We start from the raw sequence: 23,276 nt of genomic DNA on the forward strand, positions 1-23,276 counted from the left end.
TCCCGGACCTCAGGGGGCAGGTCCGCCTTGCGGCGGCGGTCGAACAGACCCATCAGGACATGCCCTCCTTGATCCGGGCCAGCTGCCGCTGCAGGTCCTGCAGCTCGGTGGCCAACACACGCGACCGCTCGGGGTCCGCCTCCTGGGCGTGATCGAGCCGGCGCATCTCGCTCATGGCGTCAGCCACCCGTCGGGTGAGGGACACGGTCCGGACGCGGTCAAACAGCTCTTCGACATAGCGCGAGCTCGGCAGGCCGGTCATCGAGTCCATCCGCGCCGGGAGCGTGGCGACCGCCAGCTCACTGATGAGCGCCGCGACGGCGCTCGGGGCGGCCTCGGTCACCTCGGACACCCACGTGCCGCGGGACGTTCGGTCACCGGAGCCGCTGGCGATCCTGATCCCATCGAAGACGGCGCGGTGGGCCTCCGCCGAGAAGGCGTCGGCGGACAGCGCGTCGATGGCACCGGGGCGGAGCACGGTCGGGAACTGGAGGAGCACCTGGAGCAGCTGTCGCTCGGCCAGCACGACGGGGTCGCGGCGGTCCGGGACCGGCATCGTGCTCGCCGCCTCGGCCGGGGTGGGCTCCGCCATCTGGTCACCCACGCGGGTTGGTGCGGCGCGGTCCCCCGGACGTCCGCGAGCGCCGTCGTCGAGCGTGATGCGTCCGGCTCGGGCCACTTCCGCCGCGACCTGCTCCACCTCGACGCCGAGCATGCCGGCGACCTCCCGGGTGTACTCCGGCCGGAGGGACCGGTCCCGGATCGAGGCAACGATGGGGGCCACCGCCCGGCTCGCCCGGACGCGGCCCTCGGCAGTGGCGAGGTCGAAGCGGCTGATCGTCGTCCGGACGGCGAACTCGAACATCGGCACGGCGTCCTCGATGAGTGCCTGGACCGCGGGGTCTCCGCCGGCTTGGCGCAGCTCGCACGGGTCCTTGCCCGACTTCTCCACCGCGACAAACGACTGCGAGGTCCACTTCGCGTCGTCGGCGAAGGCTCGCATGGCCGCCTTCTGCCCGGCGGCATCACCGTCGAAGGTGAAGATCACCTTGGCGGGGGCGAGGTCGGCCTCGTCGCGCATGATGCGTCTCAGGACCTTGATGTGCTCGGCACCGAACGCCGTGCCGCACGTCGCCACCGCCGTCTCCACGCCGGCCAGGTGGCACGCCATGACATCGGTGTAGCCCTCGACGACGACGGCCTGCCGGTCCTGGGCAATGCGCTTCTTGGCGAGGTCGAGCCCGTAGAGGACCGTGGACTTCTTGTAGAGCGGGGTCTCCGACGTGTTCAGGTACTTCGCCTCGATCTTGTCGTCGTCGAAGATGCGACGGGCACCGAAGCCGATCGTGCTGCCGGTGATGTCGCGGATCGGCCAGAGGAGACGGCTGCGGAAGCGGTCGTAGAGGCCCCGTGATCCCCGTCCCGCCAGACCGCCGATGAGCAGCTCCTCGTCGGTGAATCCCTTGGCGCGCAGATGACCGACGAGGTCCTCTCCGCCGCGCGGCGCGAAGCCCAGACCGAACTGCTTCGCGTGGGAGCTGTTGAAGTCGCGGGCCCGGAGGAAGTCACGTGCCTGCCTGGCGAACCTGTCGGCCAGCAGCCGCTCGGTGTAGAACTCCTCGGCGACGCGATGCGCCTCGAGCAACCGGGACCGGCGGCCGAGTCCCTCGTCGCGAGACCGGGGGCCGTCCTCGTACCGCAGCTCCATCCCCAGCCGCTGCGCGAGTCGCTCCACCGCCTCGGCGAAGGTGAGGTGGTCGATCTTCTGGACGAACGAGATGACGTCACCGCCCTCGTCACAGCCGAAGCAGTGCCAGGCACCGACGCCTGGTCGGATGTTGAACGAGGGAGTCTTCTCGTCGTGAAAGGGACACAGCCCCTTGAGGGCACCGGGGCCGGCGCTGCGGAGCGTGACGTGCTCCCGGACGACGTCCTCGAGGGAGGAGCGCGCCTTGACCGTCGCGATGTCGTCCGTGTTGATCCGCCCCGCCATTCCCCTCCTCTCGCTGCGCTGAGTCTAGGTGGTCAGGCGCGGGTGGCCGCGGACCCTGCCCACAGCGAGTGGAGGAAGAGCGCGCGCACGTCCGTCAGCGAGGCGACCTGGTCCACGATGACGCGCAGTCTCACACCGTCGTCGGAGGCCGCCAGGAAGTCGGGGAGGAAGTCGGCGTCCAGACGGGAGTCGGGCTCAGCCGCATACAGCTCCACGAGCTCGGCGAGCACCTCTCGCTGCTGAGCCTTGAGCACCATCTGACTGTCCGTCGTCACGACGAACTGGTTCGCCACGGCCTTGAGCACGGCGCACTCGGCACGGGTCTCGGACGGCACGACGAGGTTGGCCTCGTATCTGCACAGCGGGCCGGGGCCGTAGCGTTCCCGCGTCGCGACCTCGACCGCCAGGACGAAGCGGCCGATGATCCCGCTCGTCATGTCCTTGAGGGCAGCCAGGGCGTTCCGGGAGCCGTCGAAGCCCGACGGGATGGCGCCCGTGGCGAGGATCCGGTCCAGCGCATGAGCGAGAGCGGCCGGCTCCTGGTCCGGCGCGTACGTCGCCCCGGCCACCTCGAGGACGCCGCGCATCTCGACCCGGGACCGCAGGACGCGAGGGTCCATCCAGTCGGACGCGATGGCGTCCTCGAGGTCGTGGACGGAGTAGGCGACGTCGTCGGACCAGTCCATGACCTGCGCCTCGAAGCACCGGACCGCGGGCTCCGCGCCGGTCCGCAACCAGTCGAAGACCGGCAGGTCGTCCTCGTAGACACCGAACTTGCGCGTCGGGACCGGACTGCCACCGCGCAACCACGGGTACTTCGTCGACGCGTCGAGGGACGCGCGGGTCAGGTTCAGGCCGGCAGGGCACCCGTCGGCGTGGCACCGCTTGGGCTCGAGCCGGGTGAGCAGACGCAGGGTCTGCGCGTTGCCCTCGAAGCCACCGATGTCGGCGGAGATCCGGTCGAGCTCCATCTCCCCGTTGTGTCCGAACGGCGGATGCCCGAGATCGTGGGCCAGGCAGGCCGTGTCGACGAGGTCCGCGTCGCACCCCAGAGCGGCCCCGAACTCCCGTCCGATCTGGGCCACCTCGAGCGAGTGGGTGAGCCGGTTGCGCACGAAGTCGTCGTGCCCCGCGCCGAGGATCTGGGTCTTGCCGGCGAGGCGACGCAGCGCGGCGGAGTGCACGAGCCGGGCACGGTCACGCGCGAAGTCGTCGCGGTCGGCCCGTTTCTGCGCGGGGTCCTCAGCGACCCACCGCTCACGGTCGAAGTCCGAGTACCCCACACCCCGCACTCTAGGACGCCTGCGCCCCCACCCGCTCAGGGCCAGACGGCCGGCTCGTCGGGCGTGCCCGGTGTATACCCCGCGACCGGGCTGTCCGCGAGGCGCCACTCCAGAGCCTCACCGGTCGACGTGGAGAGGTTCCAGCGGAAGAGGGCCTCAGAGCGATGCACCGGAGCCACCCGGTTCGCGCCGCCGATGAGCACGTGCTCGTTCTCCCAGTACAGGTGCCCGACACCGACGGCCAGCACCTCGGGCGGCACCCCCGCCACGTCGGTCATCGTGCCGAGGTCGATGAGCCGCGTCGGTCGGTCCATGTTGAAGCGCTCGTAGTACCGGTCTCCGATGATGGCCTTCGTCCCGTCCGGACTCACCTTCGCAATCAACCACGACGCGTCACTTGGGCCACAGAGGATCGGCTGCGGTGCGATGTCCGCTCCCTCGATGAGGTGCGCGCACTCCACGCCCGTGGACCGTTCGACCGCTACGAGGGCCGCGGCGGGGTCGCCTCCCCATGCGCCAGGGATTGTCAGCACCCGCACGTCCGTGACGTCGGCCTGTGACGACGCCAGCCGCACGTCGCTCATCTGTCCGGTGCGCAGGTCGTAGGAGCGGAGCCGGGTGGGCGAGCCGCCCGGGGCCGGGAAGGTGACCACGTCGCCATGCCACGTTGCGATCAGCGGCTCCTGCCAGCCCGGCAGCTCGAGGTGCCTCTGCTGGCGGCCCTCCGCCGAGAAGAAGGTCACCGTGCCGGGCATGATCTCGTCCCTGCTCGCACTGACCGTGACGACCGCAAAGCCCCGTCCTCCCGGACCGGCCACGACCTGCCGGACCTCGTCTGCCTCGGCGACGACGGTCACCCCGAGGTTGGTGCCAACATGCAGCACACGCGTGGCCGGCAACGAGGTGCTGTCATGGGCGGCGAAGAGCCAACCGTCGGCGACCTTGGTCGGATGGGACAGCAGCTGCACACGCTCAGCGAGCGGGACTGTTCGACCGCCGATCTGGAGAACGACGTGCCCGTCCTCTCGCCAGGCGCGGTAGCCAAGATCCCGCTTGACGGCCGGTCCGGGCGGCAAAGCGATCGCCCAGTCGTGGACCCGGTTCACTCGGGCGACGTCATCGATGCTGAGCGGCCGCTGTCGGACCGGTGACTCCGATGCCGAGGTGCTCGGCGCCTGGGACGAGGCCGGCCGGACAGGGCGTTCGGGCGCAGGGGACGGGATGCCGAGGAAGGCGACGACCGCTACCGCGGCCGTCGCCGCGCCAGCCAAGGTGCCGACCGCCGCCCGTCGGCGCCGCTTGCGCCCAGCACGGTCGATCAGCTCGACGCCAGCAGGGACTGGGAGTGGCATGGAGCCGGCACGCTCGTGCAGCGTCTCCTCGAGAATCCGGGCGTTCAGGTCGTTCATCGCGCCTCCTCCGACACGAGCAGGTGGGCGGCTCCCCGACCGCGCAGGGTGGACAGGGCTCGGGACAGCTGGCTCTTCACGGTGCCGACCGCGCACCCGAGGGCCACGGCGATGTCCCGCTCGGTCAGGTCCTCGTAGAAGCGCAGCACCACCACGGCCCGTTGCCGAGGTGGCAGGGCGGCCAGTGCGCGCCACATCGCGTCACGTTCGGTCGCCTCCGTCTCCCACGACGTCGTGGTCGAGGTCCGGTCGAGGACGACCCGGTCCTCCAACGCGGTCCGGCGTCGCCACGATCGCCATCGCGAGATGTGGGTACGAGCCATGGCCGACCGGGTGTACCCGAGCGGCGACCCCTCGTGACAGATCCGCTCCCAGGCGAGGTACACCTTGACGAGGGTCTCCTGCACGAGCTCCTCGGCTTCCGCGCCGCTGCCCGTCAGCACGTAGCCGTAGCGGTGGAGCCGGTCCGAATGCCCCCTGACGAAAGCCGTGAACTCGGTGTCTCGCCGCCCGTCCCTCGTGCGCATGTCTCCCCTGCCGTCCGCGACCAGTCCGTCACCGCCTGTACGCCACCGCTGGACCAGAAGGTTGCACGAGCGAGCGGGAAGCTGCCAGCGCGCTCCGAGCCCCCCTCATCCGCAACACGCGCGCCCTCCCTTGGTCGAGTGTGCAGTAGACGCCCCCGACGGCGCCTGGCTGGCAGCGCTTACTGCACACTCGACGTGGAACTCACCCCATTGGGAGGGTTGGCACATCGCGAGCCGGCACAGCGGCATACGGAATGGGCCGTATGCCGCTCAGCTCAGTTGCGCACGCAGCCTGGCCACCCACGCGGGCTCGGTGCCGTAGCGCAGCGGCTTGACGAGGCGACCGTGCGCGCTGTCGTCGACGAGCTCGGCCATGCGCTTGTCCCGGGTCGCCTGTTGCTTGGCCGTGAGGACCCAGCTCGTCACCGTCTTGCGGTAGGACGCGGTGGCGCCGTCCCAGAAGAGGGACGCCTTGGGATCGGCGCGCAGCATTGCCTCGTACTCCGCTGGGAGAGTGAGCTCCCCGTTCTCGTAGGAGTAGATGCCGGACCGGTCGTCGCGCCGTCGCTCGAAGGCGGCCAAGCCCGCCGGGTGCATGCGACCGGCTGCGGTCAGCTCCTCGACCGCCTTGATGTTGATGGTGCTCCAGTTGCTCGTCGGCTTGCGCGGAGTCCAGCGCTGCCGCCTCGTGTCCTCGTCGATGCCCTGCGACAAGGAGTCGATCCAGCCGAAGCAGAGCGCCTCGCGGACGGCGGCCTCCCAGGTCAGGCCCCGCGGCACCACGTGCTTCTTGTTGAGGCCCATCCAGAGCTCGGTGGCCGTGTCGTGGTTGGCCTCGAGCCAGGCGCGGAAGTCGTCGGCATCGTCGAAGAAGACCGCCGGTCGCTCCTCGGTTCCCCCATGTCGCATGCCGTCGATCCTGCCATCCCCTTCTCCCCCTTCTCCCCCTTCTCCGCCTTCTCCCCGTTCGAGGTATGCGGTCGCTCTCGAGAGCGACCGAATACCTCGAACCGGTCGCCGCTGCTGGGAGGATCGCACCGTGACCGATCGCATCGCTCTCGCCGCTCGCAACAACGCCCTCTGGTGCGACGCGGTGTGCCGCTCGCACGGGCTGAGCACCGTGCTCGACGACCTCGTCTGGACGAGCCGGACCAGGACACCGCCGTACTACCCGGACGCGGTCACCCTCTCCCGCGTCACGACCGAGTACGACGTCCTCGCGCGGATCGATCCGGGCGACGGGGCCTCGGTCAAGGACAGCTGGTCGCGGTTCGACCTGACGACGGAGGACTTCGCGCGCCTCGTCGTCGGCGAGTGGCTCTGGTTCGACGTTCCCGAGACCGGCGCCGACGGACGCGCGTGGCGTCGCATAGAAGCGACGGAGTTCCCCGCGTGGGCCAGCGCCTGGGCGCGCGATCCCGAGGATGCAGCGATCCTCCGAGCCGGTCTGCTCGACGAGCCCGGCGTGCACGTCCTCGCCGCCACTGACGGCGACGACTCCTTCGCCGCTGGCGCGATCGTCAACGTGACGGCTCCCGTGGCCGGTATCAGCAACACCTTCAGCCGTGACGCTGACGAGGTCCGCACATGGCGCGGCGCGACCCGGGCGGCGCACCAGCTCGTCGGCACCATGCCATTCGTCTCCTGGGAGGCCGGCGACGGTGTCATGGCGGCTGTGGAGGCAGGCGCCGAGCGTCTCGGCCCGCTCACAGTCTGGATCAGCTGAGTCTCAGCCGCCGCTGACGGACAGCTCGGCCTCGGCCACGACACGGCGGTGGTCGTCGGAGAGCTCGCGCGAGTCGAGCCAGCCTTCGGGCAGGACGACGTGGCGGGAGGACCCGGCCCGGCCGCGCTGGCCCTCCGCGGGCTCCCCCGGCCACGGCACGTCCCGGTCGAGCGTGGCCAGGAGCCGGTCGAGCGCATCGATCGAGTCGACGAGGGCGAGCGAGTTGCGGACCGTCGACCCGGCTGGGAACCCCTTGAGGTACCAGGCAATGTGCTTGCGGATGTCGCGACAGGCCCGCTCCTCGTCGCCGTAGAAGTCGGCGAGGTAGAGCGTGTGGGTGCGCAGCGTGTCCGCGACCTCGCCCAAGGTGGGCGTCACGCGGGTCGGCGAGCCGGCGAAGGCTGCCGCCAGGTCCGTGAAGAGCCACGGCCGCCCGAGGCAGCCGCGACCGACGACAACGCCGTCGCATCCGGTCTCCGCGACCATGCGCAGCGCGTCCTCGGCCGACCAGATGTCGCCGTTGCCGAGGACCGGGATGGTCGTGACCGTTTCCTTCAGCAGCCTGATCGCCGCCCAGTCCGCCGTGCCGGAGTACGCCTGAGCGGCTGTCCGCCCGTGGAGTGCGACGGCTGCCACGCCCTCCTGCTCGGCGGCCAGCCCGGCCTCCAGGTACGTGAGGTGGTCGTCGTCGATGCCCTTGCGCATCTTGACGGTGACCGGGACGTCACGCCTGGCGCCCTCCTCGACGACCGCACCGACGATGGAGCGGAACAGGTCCCGCTTCCACGGCAGGGCGGACCCGCCACCCTTGCGCGTCACCTTCGGCACCGGGCACCCGAAGTTGAGGTCGATGTGGTCGGCGCGGTCCTCCTCGACGAGGATGCGGGCGGCAGCCCGGGCCGTCGCCGGGTCGACGCTGTAGAGCTGGATCGACCGTGGGTTCTCCTCGGGATCGTGCTCGATGAGCCGCATCGTCTCGGCGTTGCGCTCGACGAGGGCGCGGGTCGTGATCATCTCGCTGACGTAGAGGCTCGTCGCGCCACTCGCGCCACTCGCGCCACGCAGGCCACTCACGCCACCGTCGGCCCCAAGGGCGAGGGCGGCGTCGCTGCCGTACTCGCGGCACAGCCGCCGGAAGGCGCGGTTGGTGATGCCGGCCATCGGGGCAAGGACGACGGGCGACTGTATGACGTGCCGACCGATGCGCAGTGTGGGCAGCACGGGACTGTCCTGCGCGGGAAGGGGCGGCACGTCGGTCACAAGGGCCGATTCTCGCAAATCACGAGCCGTCGGCCGAATCCACCGAGCGGGCAAACCGCAGGAGGGCCTCGGCGAACGCCCGCGGCTGGTCGAGGTTCGAGATGTGGCTCGCCCGCGGGATGACCTCGACCCGCGCGCCAGGGCAGGACTGGACGAACGCCTTGGTCCCCAGCCGGAACTGGTCGTACTGGCCGTTGAGCAGCAGGATCGGGCACCGGACACCGGCGAGCATCGACGGCCGGCAGTGGGTCATCACCTCGCGCCACGCCGACGTGGTCGGGGCGAAGTAGTACCCGCCCGCGATGACCGGGTCGATGAGGTCGGCGGCATAGAGCCGCCGCAGCACGCGGTCGTTGACCCGGGTCATCCGATCTGGCCCCAGCCGGTCGGTCATTGCGCGACGGCCCGGTAGATGGCCGCGCCCGGCCCCACCGGTGACGCACTGCACCCGGCGAGAACGAGGCCGTGGAGACGCGAACCCCGCTCAGCGGCATACGACATCGCGGCGAAGCCGCCCAGGGAGTGGCCGACGAGCACGACGTTCGAGCCGGCTGGCGCCTCCCCAACCGCCGCGTCGATGACCTCGACACAGCGAGCCAGCGTGAACTCCTCCCCCGCCCTCACCCCGTGACCGGGCAGGTCCACGAGACCGACGGTGACGAGACCGTCGAGGAGGGGCAGCTGGGGTGCCCACTGGGTGCTCGACAGCCGCGAGCCGTGGACGAGGACGAGGTGAGCCGGCACCTCCCGAGGATGCCACGATGGGCCCATGAGCCATCTCATCAGCGCAACGGAGCTCGCCCACGAGATCGAGGACGTCGTCGTCATCGACGTCCGCTGGACGCTGACGACGGCGGGCTCTGACCAACCGGGGCCGGCCGAGTACGCCGCGGGGCACGTCCCCGGGGCGCACTTCGTCGACCTCGACACGGAGCTGGCCGCGCCTCCTGGCGAGGGCGGGCGGCACCCGCTGCCCGACCCCGCCGTCGTCGAGGGAGTGCTCCGCCGCTGCGGCGTCAGTGAGAGAACGCGTGTCGTCGTCTACGACGGCAAGGAGTCGTATGCCGCTGGGCGGGCCTGGTGGGTGTTCCGCTGGGTCGGTCTTCGGGACGTTCGGGTGCTCGACGGCGGGTTCGCTGCGTGGGTGGCAGCCGGGCTCCCGGTGAGCACCGAGGTTCCCGAACCGCACCACGGGAACTTCGTTGCCCGGCCCGGCTCGATGCCGACCGTCGACGCCGTGGGCGCCGCGGAGCTGGCTCGAACCGGGTTGCTGATCGACGCCCGCGCACCCGAGCGCTATGCCGGCGAACAGGAGCCCATCGACCCGGTGGCCGGTCACATTCCGGGTGCGGCGAACAGCCCGACGACGGGGTGGCTCGCCGAGGACGGGTCCTTCCGACCCGACCTGGCGGACCACTGGGCCACGGTGCAGGGCGAGCGGCGTGTCCAAGGCGACGTCGCGGTCTACTGCGGGTCCGGCGTGACAGCGGCGCACCACGTCCTCGCGCTCGCTGAGCTCGGCGTCGATGCGGCGCTCTATCCCGGTTCCTGGAGCGAGTGGATTCGCGACCCGAGCCGGCCGGTGGCCACGGGCTCCGAGCCGGACTGACCGCTCACAGCGGACGATCGAGCCGACCCCGCAAGGTGCGGAGCGCACGCTCCGCCGCCACTCGCACGGACGGGTCCGCATCGTCGAAGGCGCTGCGTATGGCGTCCGCGTGCTCCGCCTCGCCGGTCACCCCGAGCACGCGGACGGCGGCGGCACGCACTCGGGGAACCTCGTCAGCGACGAGCCGGGCGCAGGCATCAGCAGCCGGCCCCACTTCCCAACGGGCGCAGACCTTGGCGCACATCTCCCTGACGCGCCAAGCCGGATCGCCCAGTCCCGCAACGACGTCCGCTGTGCACGCGTCGTCCCAGACGTAGAGGAGCGTGCGCGCCGCCCACACGCGCGCCCAGTAGTCCGTCGTGTCGTCGAGCCGCTCTGGCGAGCCCCAGCGTCGTGCCGGTCGTCCGCCGACCCAGCCGATGTCCGGACCGGCCGGATCACCCCAGGCGACGCGGCCGGCGATGAGGTCGGCGCACCAGGCCGTCAGCTCACGATCGCCAAGGGCGTCAGCGGCCGCCCGGGCCCGATCTCCCGGCGACGCGTCGAGCACCTCGTCGTCCACCACTCGCCCACCGTAGGCGCGCCCTCCGACAACCGGACTACAGCGCAGTTGTCGGCGTCATCCGGCGGCCAGCCGCGCCCGCAGTCGCGCCCGGGCTCGATCGTCGGAGGGCCGCGGACCGGGAACCCTCCGCCTCGGCTTGGCCAGGACCCACGGGCTGTCCGTAGGGTGTGCCTCGTGGCATTGAGTTTCCGGTCCCGCGTCGAGCACGCCTCCGCACCCTGGGTCGAGCGGATGAACGCTGTCCCACGAGCGGTCGCGCTCGGCGTGCTCGTCCTCGTCCTCGCTGTAGGCATCTTCGCACCGTCACCCTGGAGCGGGATTGCCTTCCTGGTCGTGACGGCCTTCGTCGCGTGGCTGCTCTTCCTCACCTGGGAACGCCTCACCCTGCCGGAGCGGCTCCTGCGCGTCGCCGTCCTCGTCCTGGCCCTGGCCGTGGCGATCGTCGAGCTCGCCCCCAGCTGAGCCCACCGCGGGAGCGAGCGCCGAGGCGAGAGCCAGCACAGCAGCATACGGCAAATTGGTTTTGACAATCATTCTCATTTCGAGAAGGATCGTCGTGTGAAACGTCGTCTGGCCCTTGGGGCTGCCATCGTGGCAACGGCCCTCGCTGCCGCAGGCTGCGGCTCGGGCGCCGGAACTGGCTCGACCGACGGCCGCCCCCAGGTTGTGACGAGCTTCTATCCCATCCAGTTCGCGACGGAGAGGATCGGGGGCGGCGCGCTCGACGTCAGCGTCCTCACCAAGCCGGGGGCGGAGCCGCATGACCTCGAGATCACCCCGCAGGACCTGGCTCGGATGACGAGGTCGTCCCTCGTCGTCTACTCCAGGGGCTTCCAGCCGGCCGTCGACGAGGCGGTGCAGCAGGTGGACTCCGAGCGCGTCCTCGACGTCTCGGGGGCCGCGAACCTCACCCTGACATCGGCAGCGGACGAGGGCCACGCGGGCGAGAGTGCCGACGAGCACGCCGGGCATGCGCACGAGGGCGCGGACCCGCACTTCTGGCTCGACCCGCATCGCTACGCCTCTGTTGCGGAAGCCATCGGCGCCCGGCTGGCAGAGCTCGAGCCGGCACGCGCCGCGACCCTGAAGCAGAACACGCAGGCCTTCGTGGACGAGCTCGCCCAGCTCGACCAGGAGTTCACCACGGGTCTCAAGTCGTGCACGATCAGGCAGCTCGTGACCAGCCACTCCGCCTTCACCTACCTCGCGGAGCGCTATGGCTTCGAGCAGCACGGCATCACCGGGATCTCGCCCGAAGCCGAGCCGAGCGCCGCGGGACTCGCAGCGATCGCCCAGCTGGTCCGGGACCACGGCGTCTCGACAATCTACCAGGAGACGCTCGTCGAGCCGCACTTCGCGCAGACGGTCGCTGCCACCACGGGGGCGACCGTGGCGACCCTCGACCCCATCGAGGGGATCACCGATGCGTCGGCGGGAAAGGACTACTTTGAGGTGATGCGGAGCAATCTCGCGACGCTCAAGCAGGGGCAGGACTGCTCATGACCACCGTCATCGAGCTGAAGGACGCGTCGTTCGGGTATGGCGAGCGCCCCATCGTCACCAGCGCGAACCTCGCCATCCGTCGCGGTGAGGTCGTTGCGGTCCTCGGCGCCAACGGCTCCGGCAAGTCGACCCTGATGAAGGGCATCCTCGGCCTCAACCAGCGGTTGTCCGGCACTGTCACGCTCTTCGGGACGCCGGCGGACGACTTCAGCGACCGGGCGCGGGTCGGCTACGTGCCGCAGCGCCACACCCTGTCCGCCTCGGTGCGGGCGACGGCCGAGGAGATCGTCGAGTCGGGCCGGCTCCCGCGACTGGGATGGCTCGGCCGCCTCGGTGCAACCGACCGCCAGATCGTGTGCCGCTCACTCGACCTCGTCGGGCTGTCGGACCGGTCCGGGACGGAGGTGAGCACCCTCTCGGGAGGACAGCAACGACGGGTCCTCATCGCCCGCGCCCTCGCGGGCCAGCCGGACGTGCTCATCATGGACGAACCCACCGCCGGCGTCGACGCCGCCAACCAACACGTCCTCGCCGACGTCCTCGCCCGCCTCGTCGAGCGGGACGTGACCCTGGTCATCGTCACCCACGAGCTCGGCGCCCTCGAGGGCCTGCCGACCCGGATCGTCGTTGTCGACGGTGGCCACATCGCCTTCGACGGCGACCCGGACCGGTATGCCGCCGCCCGGGACTCGGTGCACCACGACCACGACAGCCACCACCACGACCTCGAGCTGGCGCAACCTCCCGCGATGGCGCATGGTCCGTTCGACCCCCCGGCAGGCACGCCATGACGGAGATCCTGTCGCTCGACTTCATGCAGCGTGCGCTGGTCGCCGCCCTCCTCGTCGGGATCGTCGCCCCGATGGTCGGCATCTTCGTCGTGCAGCGGCGAATGTCATTGATCGGCGACGGCATGGGCCACGTGGCGCTCGCCGGAGTCGCGATCGGGCTGGTCACCGACCAGAGCCCGGTGTTGACGGCGCTCGTGGCGGCCGTCATCGCGGCGGTCGTCATCGAGCTGCTGCGGGCCCGAGGGCGCACGAGCGGTGACGTGGCGCTCGCGATCATCTTCTACGGCGGAATCGCGGCCGGTGTCGTCATCATCAGCCAGGCGCCTGACGGCACCCCCGCCAACCTGGTGAAGTATCTCTTCGGCTCGATCCTCACCGTCCGGCAGGGCGACCTCATTGCCTTCGCGATCCTGGCCGTTGTCATCGCCGTGACGACGTGGGTGCTGAGGCCGCGGCTCTTCGCGGTCGCGAACGACGAGGAGTATGCCCGGGCCGTCGGTCTGCCGGTGCTGGCGCTCAACATGGTGCTGGCCGTGCTCACCGCGACGACCGTCGTCATCGCCATGCGCATCGTGGGGCTGCTCCTGATCAGCGCCCTGATGATCGTGCCCAACGCCACCGCGCAGCTGTTCGCCCGCAGCTTCGGCTCGGGCCTGCGCTGGGCCATGGCACTGGGTCTCGTGTCGGCCGTCGGTGGCGTGCTCGTCTCCTACCCGCTCAACACCCCCTCCGGTGGGACCATCGTCCTCTTCGCGGTCGGGCTGTTCGTCGTCATCGCCGTCGCGATGAGCGTGCGTGAGCGGCTCCGAGCCCGCCGGCACGACATGGCCGAACGGCACGACCACGAGCACGGACCGGGCTGCGGGCACGAGAGCATCCCGCACCGTGATCACGTCGACTACGTCCACGACGGCCACCTGCATGCCGCGCACCAGGGCCACTACGACGAGCACGGCGAGATCGCGGCCGCAGCAGCCGCGACGAAGCCCGCCGAGGAGGACGTGACCCGATGACGACGACGCCACGCAAGCCCACGCGCCAGCAGGCCGCCGTTGCGGACCTGCTGGACAGGTGCGACGACTTCACCTCCGCCCAGACGGTCCACGCGAGGCTGCGCGAGGCGGGCGCGGGCGTGGGGCTGGCGACCGTCTACCGCACCCTCCAGGCGATGGTCGAGGCGGGCACCGTCGACATGCTGCGCACGGACGACGGGGAGGCCGTCTACCGGGCGTGCTCGACCGACCACCACCATCACCTCGTGTGTCGCAGCTGTGGCCGGACCGTCGAGGTCGAGGGACCGGCGGTGGAGCGGTGGACGGACCGGGTCGCCGCCGAGCACGGCTTCAGCGACGTCACGCACAGCCTGGAGATCTTCGGGACGTGCGCCGAGTGCTCCCGCACGTGAGTGCGGAGCCAGCCCAGCGGCATACGGCCAGTGATTGATGCCGTATGCCGCTGAGCTGAGTTCGCGCGCAAGGCACTTCGAGTGCGTGGTGGAAGGATGTGTCACCCCAGGACCTGGTCCACGCGGTGCAGGTCGTCGCCCGGGGCGAGGCCCTGCTCGCACCGGCGCCGACGAGGCGCCTGCTGGAGCGGTTCGCCGCCCCGGCAACCCAGCCGACGTCGCTGCCCGACCCAGCGGGAGGCCACCGTTCTCCGGCTGGTGGCAAGGGGCTTGTCCAACGCGGAGATTGCCGGCGAGCTGTCCTCTCGGAGGCGACCGTCAAGACCTGCGTGTCGCTGCTGACCAAGCTGTGCCTGCGCGACCGGGTGCAGGTGCCCGTCCTCGCCTACGAATCCGGGCTCGTCCGGGCAGGCGAGCGGAGCTGACTTCGCTCAACTGCCCGCCGGCTTGTCCACGGCCCCGCCGTACCGGCGGTCGCGGGCGACGTACTCCTCGATGGCGGCCCACAGGTCGCGGCGGTCGTAGTCCGGCCACAGCCGGTTCTGGAAGACCATCTCCGCATAGGCCGACTGCCAGAGCAGGAAGTTTGAGGTCCGCTGCTCGCCGGACGACCGCACGAACAGGTCGACGTCCGGCATCGCCGGCTCGTCCAGGTAGCGCTTGATCGTCCGCTCGTCCACAGAGCTTGGCTTGAGCCGACCGTCTCTGGCATCAAAGGCGATTCGTTGGACGGCGTCTGCGAGCTCGGCTCGGCCGCCGTAGTTGACGCAGAAGTAGAGGGTGAGGCCGGTGTTGTGCTTCGTCAGCTCCTGGGCGATCTCCAGCTCCTTGATGACGGACCGCCACAGCCTGGGCGACCGACCGACCCAGCGCATCCGCACGCCCCACTCGTGGAGCTGGTCCCGACGGCGCCGAATGACATCCCGGTTGAAGCCCATGAGGAAGCGGACCTCGTCCGGAGAGCGGCGCCAGTTCTCCGTCGAGAAGGCATAGGCGGACAGGTGGGTGACGCCGACCTCGATGGCGCCGGCGACGACATCGAGCAGCGACGCCTCCCCCGCCTCGTGCCCCTTGGTCCGCGGCAGCCCTCGCGCGTTGGCCCACCGGCCGTTGCCGTCCATGACGATGGCGATGTGCCGGGGCAGCGCGTCGGCGCGGATGGCTGGTGGCCGCGCGCCGGACGGGTGTGGGAAGGGCCGCTGGTAGGGCTGCGTCATCGCTCTCCGGTTGGTTAGTGAATCCACTTGTGGCTCAAGCACGCTCGACGAGTCGCAACGATCTGACACCACGCTCGAGGTGCCACTGGAGGAAGGCGGCGACGAGACCGCTCCCCTGCCGGCGATGCCGGTCGTCGCTGCCGTCGGCGGTGTCCCAGTCACCCGACAGCAGGGCTGCGAGGAGGGCGAACGTCTCGGGAGCGGGCGCGCTCGAGCCAGGTGGGCGGCATACGGAACACACGGCCCCGCCGGACTGCACGTTGAACGCGCGGTGAGGTCCGACGGCGCCGCAGCGCGCACAGTCGAGGAAGCTCGGTGCCCAGCCGGCGACGGCCAGGGAGCGGAGCAGGAAGGCGTCGAGGACGAGCGTCGGGTCGTGCGCCCGCTCGGCGAGGGACCGGAGTGCGCCGGCGAGCAGGAGGTACTGCTGGGTCTGCGGTTCGTGCTCCTCAGTCAGCTGGAGCGTCGTCTCGAGCATGGCGGCGGCCGCCGTCCACGCGGCGTAGTCGCGCGCGATCGCGTCGCCATAGGGGGCGAGGGTCTCGGCCTGTGTCACGGTGTCGAGGTTGCGCCCCTCATAGCACTGCACGTCGACGACCATGCCCGGCTCCAGCCGCGAGCCAAAGCGGGACTTCGTCCGTCGCACGCCCTTGGCGACGGCACGCACCCGACCCCGGGTGCGTGTCAGCATCGTGATGATGCGGTCGGCCTCGCCCAGCTTGTGGGTGCGCAGGACGATCGCCTCGTCACGGTAGAGGGGCATGGGCCCATTCTCCCCCGTGCAGTCTCGGAGGCCAGCACCGCACCGCCGGGACGTCGGTGCGGTCCATCTCGAACACTCGTTCGAGATTGGGTTACATTGGATGAATGGATCTCGCACTCCAGGGCTCCCTGCTCGACGTCGGCGACCCCATGACCCTCGGGGCCCTGTCCGGCAGCGTCCGACGGGCGGAGCTCGACCACGGCGCCTGGGTCGACGTCCGGCCGGGCTGGCTCGTTGCGGGTGACGAGCTGTTCACCACGTTGGTCCGTGACGTGCCGTGGCGTGCCGAGCGCCGCAAGATGTACGACAACGTCGTGGACGTCCCCCGGCTGACGAGGTTCTACGCCGGGGATGAGCGCCTGCCCCACCCGATCCTCGACTCGGCTCGTGAGGCGCTCAGCGCCCACTACCGCGAGGAGCTCGGGGAGCCTTTCGTCACTGCGGGGATGTGCCTCTACCGTGACGGGCGCGACAGCGTCGCCTGGCATGGCGACCGGATCGGCCGCTCGAAGGACCTCGACACCATCGTCGCGATCCTGTCGCTCGGGTCCTCGCGGACGCTGGCGCTCCGCCCGCGCGACGGCGGCCCCATCCCCGGCTCCACGCACAAGTCCTTGCGCTTTCCGCTCGGGCATGGTGACCTCGTCGTGATGGGCGGGTCATGCCAGCGGACGTGGGACCATGCGATCCCCAAGACGTCGGAGCCGGTCGGGCCGCGCATCTCCGTGCAGTTCCGCGTTGCAGGAGTCCGTTAGGAGATCACGTATGCCGCTGAGCCGGCACCCAGCCGCGAGCGCGGCCCCGGCCGTCCCCTACGTCGACCACCTCAGGCAGGAGTCACGCCTCTTCTGGGAGCTCATCTCCGGAACCGGTGGCAGCGAGCGGGTCCCGACCTGCCCGGACTGGGACGCCGACGACCTGCTGTGGCACCTGGGCGAGGTGCAGTGGTACTGGGGGATGATCGCCGAGCGGGGGCTCACACGTGAGGACGAGGTCGAAGGCCTCGAGGCGGCCCGCGAGGAGCGGCCGACAGATCGAGCAGGGCTGCTCGCCCACTTCGAGCGGGCCAGCGAGCGGCTGCAGCGGATGCTCAGGAGTCTCGACCCGCAGACCGAGCTGTGGATGTGGCACACCGACCACTCGGCCGGCTACATCAGCCGCCGCCAGGCGCACGAGGCGCTCATCCACCGGGTCGATGCCGAGCTGACCGTTGGCGCCGAGCGCTCGCCGATCGACTGCCGCCTCGCGGCGGACGGCGTGGACGAGGCGCTGCGCGTCATGCGCGGCTACCCGCCGGAGTACGGCCTGACGGCGTCACCGCTCGGACCGAGCGTCACCATTGCGGTGGTCGACGGCTTCCACACCTGGACCGTGACGCCGGTGCAGGTCACGGGCGTCGACCCGGACGGCGACGCGTGGGACGAGCGACGCCTCGCGGTCACGGATGGACCGGACGAGGCCTCGGTCGCGGAGATCGCGGGCACGGCGGGCGACCTCGACTGCTGGCTGTGGAACCGGCCACCCCACGGCGAGATCTCCCGGACGGGCGACGAGGCGGCGCTCGCCCACGTGGACGGGGTCATCGTCGACTCGATCACCTGAGCGTTCATCTGCGTTGCGAAAGCCTCACCCACTGATTCGTGTGACGAATCAGTGGGTGAGTGTTCCCTGCCGACAGATCGTCCCGGCGCCGACGCCATGTATCTCAGCCCGATCGCGAGCCTCCTATCCGATCACTGCATCACGCGCGGCGGCCACGGCGGCCCCCGCGCCGGAGTCAGGGGGCTCCCATGGACATCACCAGCTGCCCCGAGTGCGGCTCTTTTGCCGAGGTGCTCTGGCGCACCGAGCTCGAGAGCACGGACGGACTGGTCGAGCACGCCAAGGTGCTCTGCCTGAACCGCCACGGCTTCCTCCTGCCGACAGCGGCCCTACCTGCCGCGGCGGAGCCGACGCACCGGCTGCAGGATCGACCCGAGGACGAGTCTCGTCCGGACCACCGCCGCGAGGCTGACGATGACCGGCACGAACGCGAACAGGTACCGGGAGCGTCCTTGGAAGACGAGCGTGAACGCCCCAATCCCAAGCACCGTGACCGCCAGGAGCAGCGTCTCGCGCCGCGCTGGCACCTGTAGCAGTCCGAGGCCTGCCGTGAGGAGGACGGCGAGCCACAGACCCTGGGCCAGACCCGCCCGAACGGGGTACCAGCGGCCGTGCAGCCCGTTGACCGCGTTGACCGCCTCAGCGACCGGGCCCTTCGGCACCACTCGGCCGGGTTGGGAGTCAAGCCCCTCTCCCCAAGCCCAGAACATGCCGTCGCCCCAGTTCCACGCTGCCTTGTTGGCATAGAACGCGAGCATGCCGACCGGCCCCCGCTCCTGCCATCGGTCCGCGATGAACGTGCGGGAGTATTCACGCATCTCGGCGGGCGTCCGGCCCCGGATGGCCTCGACCATGTCCCGTCGGTAGGTGCCGTACTGAGCGACGCCGTCCCCGTTCACCTGCTCGCTCATCCCGTTTGCCAGCCACCAGACCACCGGCGGTGTGGCCCGCGGCTCGATCCGGTTGGTGTCGAGTCCTGTCGCGGCGGAGGCCCCCGCCGCCAGTGCTGTGCTCAGGACGAGGAAGGCAACGACGGCCCCGATCGCAGAGGGGATGAGGACCCGGGCTCGTCCCATGGACCAGTCGTCGGCCAGTCGCACCACCGCTACGACCACGAGCGCGACGATGACGACGGCGGGAGTTGTCTTGATGACGTACGCCACGGCTATCGACGCGATCGACAGGCCGCCGAGGACGATTCGTGCCAGCCACCCGGAACGCCGGCAGGCGGCGGTCGCCAAGGCGAGACCACCGACGATGAACGGCATCGCATAGAAGTCGGTGTACGGCACGCTGAGCCACGGACTGACACCCACGAGCGAAAGGACGACGACCTGCGTGACAAGCGCGGGCCCCCGGCCGGCCACGGGCACGACAAGGAGGTGAGCGGCATACAGCGTCGCGGCGACGCACACCCCCGTGAGGGTGATGAGGACCGCGTCGGCAGCCACCCCGAAGGCGGCCCCGACCTCGACCCCGAAGCGGTCGATGACCAGGAGGGGGAGGTTGTTGGGATAGAGCGACAGGTAGTCGTACTCCGATTGCGTGAGGAGGCGTCCGGCGTGGATCGAGCGCGCCATCTCGAGGAGGACCCGCGCGTCCCACCCGAAGTCGTACCGGAGGGCGAGCCCGACACCGGCGGCCACTCCTCCACCGACGATTGCGACGACGACGGGCAACCAGCGGTTCTTGAGAACAGTGGGCACCCGGCCGAACCAGGCGAAGGCCAGCGCGACGATGAGCACGGGCACGACGATCTTGGGGTCGTACGAGATGTTCGGCTGCCGCGGCGCCACCACGGCCACCACGGCGACGAGGACGAGCGAGATTCCAGTCAGGCGGAGCAACGCCCTGCCGACCGGGTTCTCCATGACGCGAGACGCTACCGGACGCCTCGGCGTCCCCTCGAAGTCCTCCACCGGAGCACACGACGGCGATAGGGTTGGCCGCGACGCGACCGGATCGTGCCGTGTTGGTGAACTCATCCAACGGAGGTTGTGCGATGGCAGTGGACACCTTTATCGCGTTCGTCGCGGTCTATGACTCCGTCGCTGACGCTGAGGCTGACTACAAGCTGGTCAAGGACCTGCACACCGAGGCCAACCTGATCGATGCGTATGACGCCGCGGTGGTCGAGCGCGAGGCGGACGGCAAGGTCAAGATCAGGAAGAAGCACGAGACTCCGACCCGCGTGGGCGGGGTTGCCGGTGCGGGCGTGGGCCTGGCTACCGGGCTGGTGGTCGCGCTGTTTCCCTTCGCCGCGATCGGCGGAGGTCTGCTGGCAGCCACCACGGGCGGCGGGGCGGTTCTGGGTGCGGTGGCCGGTCATGCGGCTGCGGGCATGAGCCGAAAAGACCTCAAGGACCTCGGCGAGCACCTCGACGAGGGACAGGCAGGCCTCGTCGTCGTCGGCGTTTCCGACATGGGCTCCAAGATCGAAGCCTCGATGAAGAAGGCCCAGAAGGTCGAGACGAAGGAACTGAAGGCCGACACCGCCAAGATCGAGGCCGACGCCAAGTCCAGCGAGGGATGAGGGCTCCGACGCGACGTCGGCGGGCACGAGCAGTCTGACCCGCACTGCCCAATGTGAGATCCACCTTGCAACCCGATCATCGGGACCTTCGGCACGTGCGCCGCGCGTCAGAGGCTGCCTTCACTCGAGTTGAGGGGATGACCGTCACACCAATACACGGAACCGGCTTCGCGGTCACGAGCATGATCCTTGGCATCCTCGCGCTGCTCCTCTCGTTCGTCCCGATCCTCAACGTGGGACTCTGGCCGCTGGCGATTCTCGCCCTCGTCTTCGGCGGCATCGCCCTCGGGAAGAAGTACGCCGGTCACGGTATGGCGATCTCCGGCCTGGTGACCGCGCTCGCGTCGATCGTCGTGTTCTTCCTCATGTACGGGGGCGCTGACGCAGCGTCGGCGCTGTGACAGCAAGCGTCGGAGCGCCCGGGGCACTGGCTACCTTCCGGGCGCTTCGAACGTTCCACCGGGGTCGGACGCATCCAACGGCAGCTGCGAGAGGAGCACGGCCCCGGGAGCTTCACGAGAATCAGTGACAGGACGGCCGGCTACCCCCGGTCCACAGATCGATGGACAGACGGCGGTTCCGACACGCCGACGGACCGATGACGCGAGGCGCTACCCGACGGCGTTGGCCTCCGAGCCCATCGCCTCAGCGGCCAGACGGTCACGGACCGCCCGGTTCACCGCCGACACCACGGCCTTCAGCGACGCGGTGACGATGGACGGGTCGACCCCGACACCCCAGAGAACCCGCTCGCCGATCGCGCACTCCACATAGGCAGCGGCGCGAGCGTCGCCACCGGCCGACAGTGCGTGCTCGGCGTAGTCGAGGACCCGCATGTCCGGGGCGCCGTCGATCGTCATGAAGGCGTCGAGGAACGCCGCGATCGGCCCGTTGCCGCGACCCGAGATCGTGATGGCCTCGCCGTTGTCGACCAGGCTCGCCTCGATCGTGCTGTCGCCATCGACGGTCGAGTCCGTCACGACGTTGACCAGCTCGAAGCGGCCCCAGGGCGCGTCCGGGTTCGGCAGGTACTCGTCCTGGAACGTCGCCCACAGCTCGGCCGGGGTGACCTCTCCCCCGTCCTGGTCGACGCCGCGCTGGACGACGCCCGAGAACTCGATCTGCAGGCGGCGGGGCAGGTCCATCTGGTGCTCGGACTTCATGATGTACGAGACGCCGCCCTTGCCGGACTGGCTGTTGACGCGGACGACGGCCTCGTAGGAGCGGCCGAGGTCGTGCGGGTCGATCGGCAGGTACGGGACGCCCCAGACGAGGTCGTCGACGCTGGTGCCCTTCTCCTTGGCCTCGGCCGCCATGGCCTCGAACCCCTTCTTGATGGCGTCCTGGTGTGAGCCGGAGAAGGCGGTGAAGACGAGGTCGCCACCGTAGGGGTGCCGCTCGCCCACCGGCAGCTGGTTGCAGTACTCGACGGTGCGCCGGATCTCGTCGATCCCGCTGAAGTCGATCTGCGGGTCGATGCCCTGGCTGAACAGGTTCATGCCGAGCGTGACGAGGTCGACGTTGCCGGTGCGCTCGCCGTTGCCGAAGAGGCACCCCTCGATGCGGTCTGCCCCGGCGAGGTACCCGAGCTCGGCCGCCGCCACGCCCGTCCCGCGGTCGTTGTGCGGGTGCAGCGACACGACGACGGACTCGCGCCGATCGAGGTGGCGGACCATCCACTCGATGGAGTCGGCGTAGACGTTCGGGGTGATCATCTCGACCGTCGCCGGCAGGTTGATGATCATCTTGTGGTCCGGCGTCGGGTCGATCGCACTGATGACCTCGTTGCAGATCCGCACGGCGAAGTCGAGCTCGGTGCCGGTGTAGGACTCCGGCGAGTACTCGTAGTAGATCGTCGTGTCGGGCACCGTCTCCTCGAGCTTGCGGCACAGCCGCGCGGCCTGGAGGGCGATGTCGATGATGCCGTCCTGGTCGAGACCGAAGACGACACGCCGCTGGAGGACCGAGGTCGAGTTGTAGAAGTGGACGATCGCCTGCTTCGCGCCGCGGATCGCGTCGTAGGTGCGCTCGATGAGCGCGTCCCTGCACTGCGTCAGCACCTGGATCGTCACGTCGTCCGGGATGTGGCCCCCCTCGATGAGCTCACGGCAGAAGTCGTAGTCCGTCTGGCTCGCAGAGGGGAAGCCGACCTCGATCTCCTTGTAGCCCATGGCGACGAGGAGCTGGAACATGCGCAGCTTGCGCTCGGAGTTCATCGGGTCGATGAGGGCTTGGTTGCCGTCGCGCAGATCAACTGCGCACCAGCGCGGGGCCGCCTCGATCCGCTTCGTCGGCCAGGTTCGGTCAGGCAGGTCGAAGGGGATCTGCTCGTGGAAGGGAACGTACTTCTGGAACGGCATCCCGGACGTCTGCTGGGGGTGGATCATCGCTTCGCTCTCTCGTCTCTGTGTCTCTCAGTGGTGTCCGGCCGGACACGAGAAACTCCGCGACGAGGAGGGCCGGGATCAGGCCTCGCCGCGGCAGCGAAGAAGGAGCAGCGCCGAACGCACGATTTCACCGTATGCCGCTGAGCTCGCTTCGTCCACCACCCGGGCTCGGGTGCCCGGATCCTGAGACCGCCATTGGTGTTACCGCGCCGGGTGCCCGGGTGCGCCCGAGGCGCTTCGCACTGTCCGCGACCTGCTGCATGCGAGCCATGACGAGCTCGACCATGAGCTGTGTCGCAGGGGACAGCACGGCATCGCGGCGGTGGACGATCGCGAAGCGGTCGTACTGCCTCGGCCGGATCGGCGCCCAGCCGAGGTTGCGGGGAACCCGGTGGCCGAGCTGGGCCAGGACGCCGAGTGAAACCACCGTGTCGGCCTCACCGCTGGCGGCGAGGTCGATGGTCGTCTCCAGGTCCTCGACCTCGACGCGCGACTGCAGGCTGCCGCTGGCCGACTCCACCAGCGTTGCTAGGGCCGCCCGGGTGGGGTCGTTGGCCCAGCTCGCCCAGGCCAGGGCCAGCGGCGCCTGCCCGAGCCGTGCGGCCGTGACGGGCGTGGCGATCCGCTCCGGGTGTGCGCTGACGTAGACCAGCTCGTCGTTGAAGACCGGGTGGATCTCCAGCGTGGCGTCGTCGACGGGCAG

General features: G+C 70.0%; 26 protein-coding genes. 12 read left to right on the top strand and 14 right to left on the bottom strand.

The window, feature by feature from the left end:
- Positions 1 to 52: 52 nt before the first annotated feature.
- The 5 genes from dnaG to ABF401_RS05165 form a co-directional block, all read right to left on the bottom strand.
- Positions 53 to 1,993 carry a DNA primase gene (dnaG, locus tag ABF401_RS05145; protein ID WP_353508461.1) on the bottom strand — a complete coding sequence of 647 codons (1,941 nt, stop codon included), beginning with the start codon at positions 1,991 to 1,993 and terminating at the stop codon, positions 53 to 55.
- Positions 1,994 to 2,025: 32 nt separating this feature from the next.
- Entirely contained in the window at positions 2,026 to 3,276 is a 1,251-nt protein-coding gene (locus ABF401_RS05150) for a deoxyguanosinetriphosphate triphosphohydrolase (RefSeq protein WP_353508462.1), read from the bottom strand.
- A 35-nt stretch (positions 3,277 to 3,311) separates the two neighbouring features.
- A complete protein-coding gene (locus ABF401_RS05155; RefSeq protein WP_353508463.1) occupies positions 3,312 to 4,685 on the bottom strand; it encodes a hypothetical protein in 1,374 nt (457 codons plus the stop codon).
- Positions 4,682 to 5,212: a SigE family RNA polymerase sigma factor gene (locus ABF401_RS05160; protein WP_353508464.1), complete on the bottom strand. Its 531-nt coding sequence runs from the start codon at positions 5,210 to 5,212 to the stop codon at positions 4,682 to 4,684. The genes ABF401_RS05155 and ABF401_RS05160 overlap by 4 nt, the downstream gene beginning before the upstream one ends.
- Positions 5,213 to 5,482: 270 nt before the next feature.
- Complete coding sequence (locus ABF401_RS05165; protein WP_353508465.1) at positions 5,483 to 6,121, bottom strand: YdeI/OmpD-associated family protein; 639 nt, start codon at positions 6,119 to 6,121, stop codon at positions 5,483 to 5,485.
- A 130-nt stretch (positions 6,122 to 6,251) separates the two neighbouring features.
- Between ABF401_RS05165 and ABF401_RS05170 the strand changes: the two genes are divergently transcribed.
- Positions 6,252 to 6,938, top strand: coding sequence for a hypothetical protein (locus ABF401_RS05170; protein ID WP_353508466.1), 687 nt, complete (start codon positions 6,252 to 6,254; stop codon positions 6,936 to 6,938).
- Between the two features lie 3 nt (positions 6,939 to 6,941).
- On the opposite strand, the gene dusB is transcribed toward ABF401_RS05170, so the two are convergent.
- From dusB to ABF401_RS05185, 3 genes are read right to left on the bottom strand one after another with little or no spacing between them, the layout of a single operon-like run.
- Complete coding sequence (dusB, locus tag ABF401_RS05175; protein ID WP_353508467.1) at positions 6,942 to 8,198, bottom strand: tRNA dihydrouridine synthase DusB; 1,257 nt, start codon at positions 8,196 to 8,198, stop codon at positions 6,942 to 6,944.
- Positions 8,199 to 8,217: 19 nt separating this feature from the next.
- A complete protein-coding gene (locus tag ABF401_RS05180; RefSeq protein WP_353508468.1) occupies positions 8,218 to 8,592 on the bottom strand; it encodes an alpha/beta fold hydrolase in 375 nt (124 codons plus the stop codon).
- The gene (locus ABF401_RS05185; RefSeq protein ID WP_353508469.1) at positions 8,589 to 8,942 is read right to left on the bottom strand and encodes an alpha/beta fold hydrolase; all 354 of its coding nucleotides are present in this window, start codon (positions 8,940 to 8,942) and stop codon (positions 8,589 to 8,591) included. Before ABF401_RS05185 ends, ABF401_RS05180 begins: the two co-directional genes overlap by 4 nt.
- A 25-nt stretch (positions 8,943 to 8,967) precedes the next feature.
- Here ABF401_RS05185 and ABF401_RS05190 point away from each other — a divergent pair, with 25 nt between their 5' ends.
- Positions 8,968 to 9,807 (top strand): sulfurtransferase, encoded by an 840-nt coding sequence (locus ABF401_RS05190; RefSeq protein WP_353508470.1) that lies wholly within the window; start codon positions 8,968 to 8,970, stop codon positions 9,805 to 9,807.
- A gap of 4 nt (positions 9,808 to 9,811) precedes the next feature.
- On the opposite strand, the gene ABF401_RS05195 is transcribed toward ABF401_RS05190, so the two are convergent.
- Positions 9,812 to 10,372: a HEAT repeat domain-containing protein gene (locus tag ABF401_RS05195; RefSeq protein WP_353508471.1), complete on the bottom strand. Its 561-nt coding sequence runs from the start codon at positions 10,370 to 10,372 to the stop codon at positions 9,812 to 9,814.
- Between the two features lie 174 nt (positions 10,373 to 10,546).
- Here ABF401_RS05195 and ABF401_RS05200 point away from each other — a divergent pair, with 174 nt between their 5' ends.
- The 6 genes from ABF401_RS05200 (at position 10,547) to ABF401_RS05225 (ending at position 14,413) form a co-directional block, all read left to right on the top strand.
- Positions 10,547 to 10,834: a DUF6703 family protein gene (locus ABF401_RS05200; protein WP_353508472.1), complete on the top strand. Its 288-nt coding sequence runs from the start codon at positions 10,547 to 10,549 to the stop codon at positions 10,832 to 10,834.
- 96 nt (positions 10,835 to 10,930) lie between these two features.
- Positions 10,931 to 11,875: a metal ABC transporter substrate-binding protein gene (locus ABF401_RS05205; protein WP_353508473.1), complete on the top strand. Its 945-nt coding sequence runs from the start codon at positions 10,931 to 10,933 to the stop codon at positions 11,873 to 11,875.
- On the top strand, positions 11,872 to 12,666 hold the full coding sequence (locus ABF401_RS05210) for a metal ABC transporter ATP-binding protein (RefSeq protein WP_353508474.1): 795 nt from the start codon (positions 11,872 to 11,874) through the stop codon (positions 12,664 to 12,666). The genes ABF401_RS05205 and ABF401_RS05210 overlap by 4 nt, the downstream gene beginning before the upstream one ends.
- The gene (locus ABF401_RS05215; protein ID WP_353508475.1) at positions 12,663 to 13,679 is read left to right on the top strand and encodes a metal ABC transporter permease; all 1,017 of its coding nucleotides are present in this window, start codon (positions 12,663 to 12,665) and stop codon (positions 13,677 to 13,679) included. Before ABF401_RS05210 ends, ABF401_RS05215 begins: the two co-directional genes overlap by 4 nt.
- A complete protein-coding gene (locus ABF401_RS05220) occupies positions 13,676 to 14,071 on the top strand; it encodes a Fur family transcriptional regulator (RefSeq protein WP_353508476.1) in 396 nt (131 codons plus the stop codon). The genes ABF401_RS05215 and ABF401_RS05220 overlap by 4 nt, the downstream gene beginning before the upstream one ends.
- 96 nt (positions 14,072 to 14,167) lie before the next feature.
- On the top strand, positions 14,168 to 14,413 hold the full coding sequence (locus ABF401_RS05225; protein ID WP_353508477.1) for a LuxR C-terminal-related transcriptional regulator: 246 nt from the start codon (positions 14,168 to 14,170) through the stop codon (positions 14,411 to 14,413).
- A gap of 89 nt (positions 14,414 to 14,502) precedes the next feature.
- On the opposite strand, the gene ABF401_RS05230 is transcribed toward ABF401_RS05225, so the two are convergent.
- Both ABF401_RS05230 and recO read right to left on the bottom strand, forming a co-directional pair.
- Entirely contained in the window at positions 14,503 to 15,288 is a 786-nt protein-coding gene (locus ABF401_RS05230; RefSeq protein WP_353508478.1) for an isoprenyl transferase, read from the bottom strand.
- Between the two features lie 34 nt (positions 15,289 to 15,322).
- Positions 15,323 to 16,051: a DNA repair protein RecO gene (recO, locus tag ABF401_RS05235; RefSeq protein WP_353508479.1), complete on the bottom strand. Its 729-nt coding sequence runs from the start codon at positions 16,049 to 16,051 to the stop codon at positions 15,323 to 15,325.
- A gap of 104 nt (positions 16,052 to 16,155) precedes the next feature.
- On the opposite strand from recO, the gene ABF401_RS05240 reads away from it, so the two are divergent.
- Positions 16,156 to 16,806 carry an alpha-ketoglutarate-dependent dioxygenase AlkB gene (locus ABF401_RS05240; RefSeq protein WP_353508480.1) on the top strand — a complete coding sequence of 217 codons (651 nt, stop codon included), beginning with the start codon at positions 16,156 to 16,158 and terminating at the stop codon, positions 16,804 to 16,806.
- Between the two features lie 10 nt (positions 16,807 to 16,816).
- A complete protein-coding gene (locus ABF401_RS05245) occupies positions 16,817 to 17,653 on the top strand; it encodes a maleylpyruvate isomerase family mycothiol-dependent enzyme (RefSeq protein WP_353508481.1) in 837 nt (278 codons plus the stop codon).
- A gap of 329 nt (positions 17,654 to 17,982) precedes the next feature.
- On the opposite strand, the gene ABF401_RS05250 is transcribed toward ABF401_RS05245, so the two are convergent.
- Positions 17,983 to 19,524, bottom strand: a complete 1,542-nt coding sequence (locus ABF401_RS05250) for a glycosyltransferase-like membrane protein (protein ID WP_353508482.1) — start codon at positions 19,522 to 19,524, stop codon at positions 17,983 to 17,985.
- A gap of 131 nt (positions 19,525 to 19,655) precedes the next feature.
- Between ABF401_RS05250 and ABF401_RS05255 the strand changes: the two genes are divergently transcribed.
- On the top strand, positions 19,656 to 20,186 hold the full coding sequence (locus tag ABF401_RS05255) for a DUF1269 domain-containing protein (RefSeq protein WP_353508483.1): 531 nt from the start codon (positions 19,656 to 19,658) through the stop codon (positions 20,184 to 20,186).
- Between the two features lie 137 nt (positions 20,187 to 20,323).
- Entirely contained in the window at positions 20,324 to 20,587 is a 264-nt protein-coding gene (locus ABF401_RS05260; protein WP_353508484.1) for a hypothetical protein, read from the top strand.
- A 210-nt stretch (positions 20,588 to 20,797) separates the two neighbouring features.
- Here the strand turns inward: ABF401_RS05260 and leuA are convergent, their stop codons facing one another.
- Together leuA and ABF401_RS05270 are read right to left on the bottom strand one after the other, a co-directional pair.
- Complete coding sequence (gene leuA / locus ABF401_RS05265) at positions 20,798 to 22,573, bottom strand: 2-isopropylmalate synthase (protein WP_353508485.1); 1,776 nt, start codon at positions 22,571 to 22,573, stop codon at positions 20,798 to 20,800.
- Between the two features lie 127 nt (positions 22,574 to 22,700).
- Positions 22,701 to 23,276, bottom strand: a 576-nt coding sequence (locus tag ABF401_RS05270; protein ID WP_353508486.1) for a LysR family transcriptional regulator substrate-binding protein, incomplete at its 5' end; no start/stop codon positions are given.

This window comes from Intrasporangium sp. (genome assembly GCF_040414665.1).
GTDB lineage: Bacteria > Actinomycetota > Actinomycetes > Actinomycetales > Dermatophilaceae > Intrasporangium.

What these genes read in the sequence shown, in the direction of transcription:
- dnaG (WP_353508461.1), bottom strand. Translation starts at nt 1,993, where the DNA reads ATGGCGGGGCGGATCAACACGGACGACATCGCGACGGTCAAGGCGCGC.
- ABF401_RS05155 (WP_353508463.1), bottom strand. Translation starts at nt 4,685, where the DNA reads ATGAACGACCTGAACGCCCGGATTCTCGAGGAGACGCTGCACGAGCGT.
- ABF401_RS05160 (WP_353508464.1), bottom strand. Translation starts at nt 5,212, where the DNA reads ATGCGCACGAGGGACGGGCGGCGAGACACCGAGTTCACGGCTTTCGTC.
- ABF401_RS05165 (WP_353508465.1), bottom strand. Translation starts at nt 6,121, where the DNA reads ATGCGACATGGGGGAACCGAGGAGCGACCGGCGGTCTTCTTCGACGAT.
- ABF401_RS05180 (WP_353508468.1), bottom strand. Translation starts at nt 8,592, where the DNA reads ATGACCGACCGGCTGGGGCCAGATCGGATGACCCGGGTCAACGACCGC.
- ABF401_RS05190 (WP_353508470.1), top strand. Translation starts at nt 8,968, where the DNA reads ATGAGCCATCTCATCAGCGCAACGGAGCTCGCCCACGAGATCGAGGAC.
- ABF401_RS05210 (WP_353508474.1), top strand. Translation starts at nt 11,872, where the DNA reads ATGACCACCGTCATCGAGCTGAAGGACGCGTCGTTCGGGTATGGCGAG.
- ABF401_RS05215 (WP_353508475.1), top strand. Translation starts at nt 12,663, where the DNA reads ATGACGGAGATCCTGTCGCTCGACTTCATGCAGCGTGCGCTGGTCGCC.
- ABF401_RS05220 (WP_353508476.1), top strand. Translation starts at nt 13,676, where the DNA reads ATGACGACGACGCCACGCAAGCCCACGCGCCAGCAGGCCGCCGTTGCG.
- ABF401_RS05225 (WP_353508477.1), top strand. Translation starts at nt 14,168, where the DNA reads ATGTGTCACCCCAGGACCTGGTCCACGCGGTGCAGGTCGTCGCCCGGG.
- ABF401_RS05230 (WP_353508478.1), bottom strand. Translation starts at nt 15,288, where the DNA reads ATGACGCAGCCCTACCAGCGGCCCTTCCCACACCCGTCCGGCGCGCGG.
- recO (WP_353508479.1), bottom strand. Translation starts at nt 16,051, where the DNA reads ATGCCCCTCTACCGTGACGAGGCGATCGTCCTGCGCACCCACAAGCTG.
- ABF401_RS05240 (WP_353508480.1), top strand. Translation starts at nt 16,156, where the DNA reads ATGGATCTCGCACTCCAGGGCTCCCTGCTCGACGTCGGCGACCCCATG.
- ABF401_RS05245 (WP_353508481.1), top strand. Translation starts at nt 16,817, where the DNA reads ATGCCGCTGAGCCGGCACCCAGCCGCGAGCGCGGCCCCGGCCGTCCCC.
- ABF401_RS05250 (WP_353508482.1), bottom strand. Translation starts at nt 19,524, where the DNA reads ATGGAGAACCCGGTCGGCAGGGCGTTGCTCCGCCTGACTGGAATCTCG.
- ABF401_RS05255 (WP_353508483.1), top strand. Translation starts at nt 19,656, where the DNA reads ATGGCAGTGGACACCTTTATCGCGTTCGTCGCGGTCTATGACTCCGTC.
- ABF401_RS05260 (WP_353508484.1), top strand. Translation starts at nt 20,324, where the DNA reads ATGACCGTCACACCAATACACGGAACCGGCTTCGCGGTCACGAGCATG.
- leuA (WP_353508485.1), bottom strand. Translation starts at nt 22,573, where the DNA reads ATGATCCACCCCCAGCAGACGTCCGGGATGCCGTTCCAGAAGTACGTT.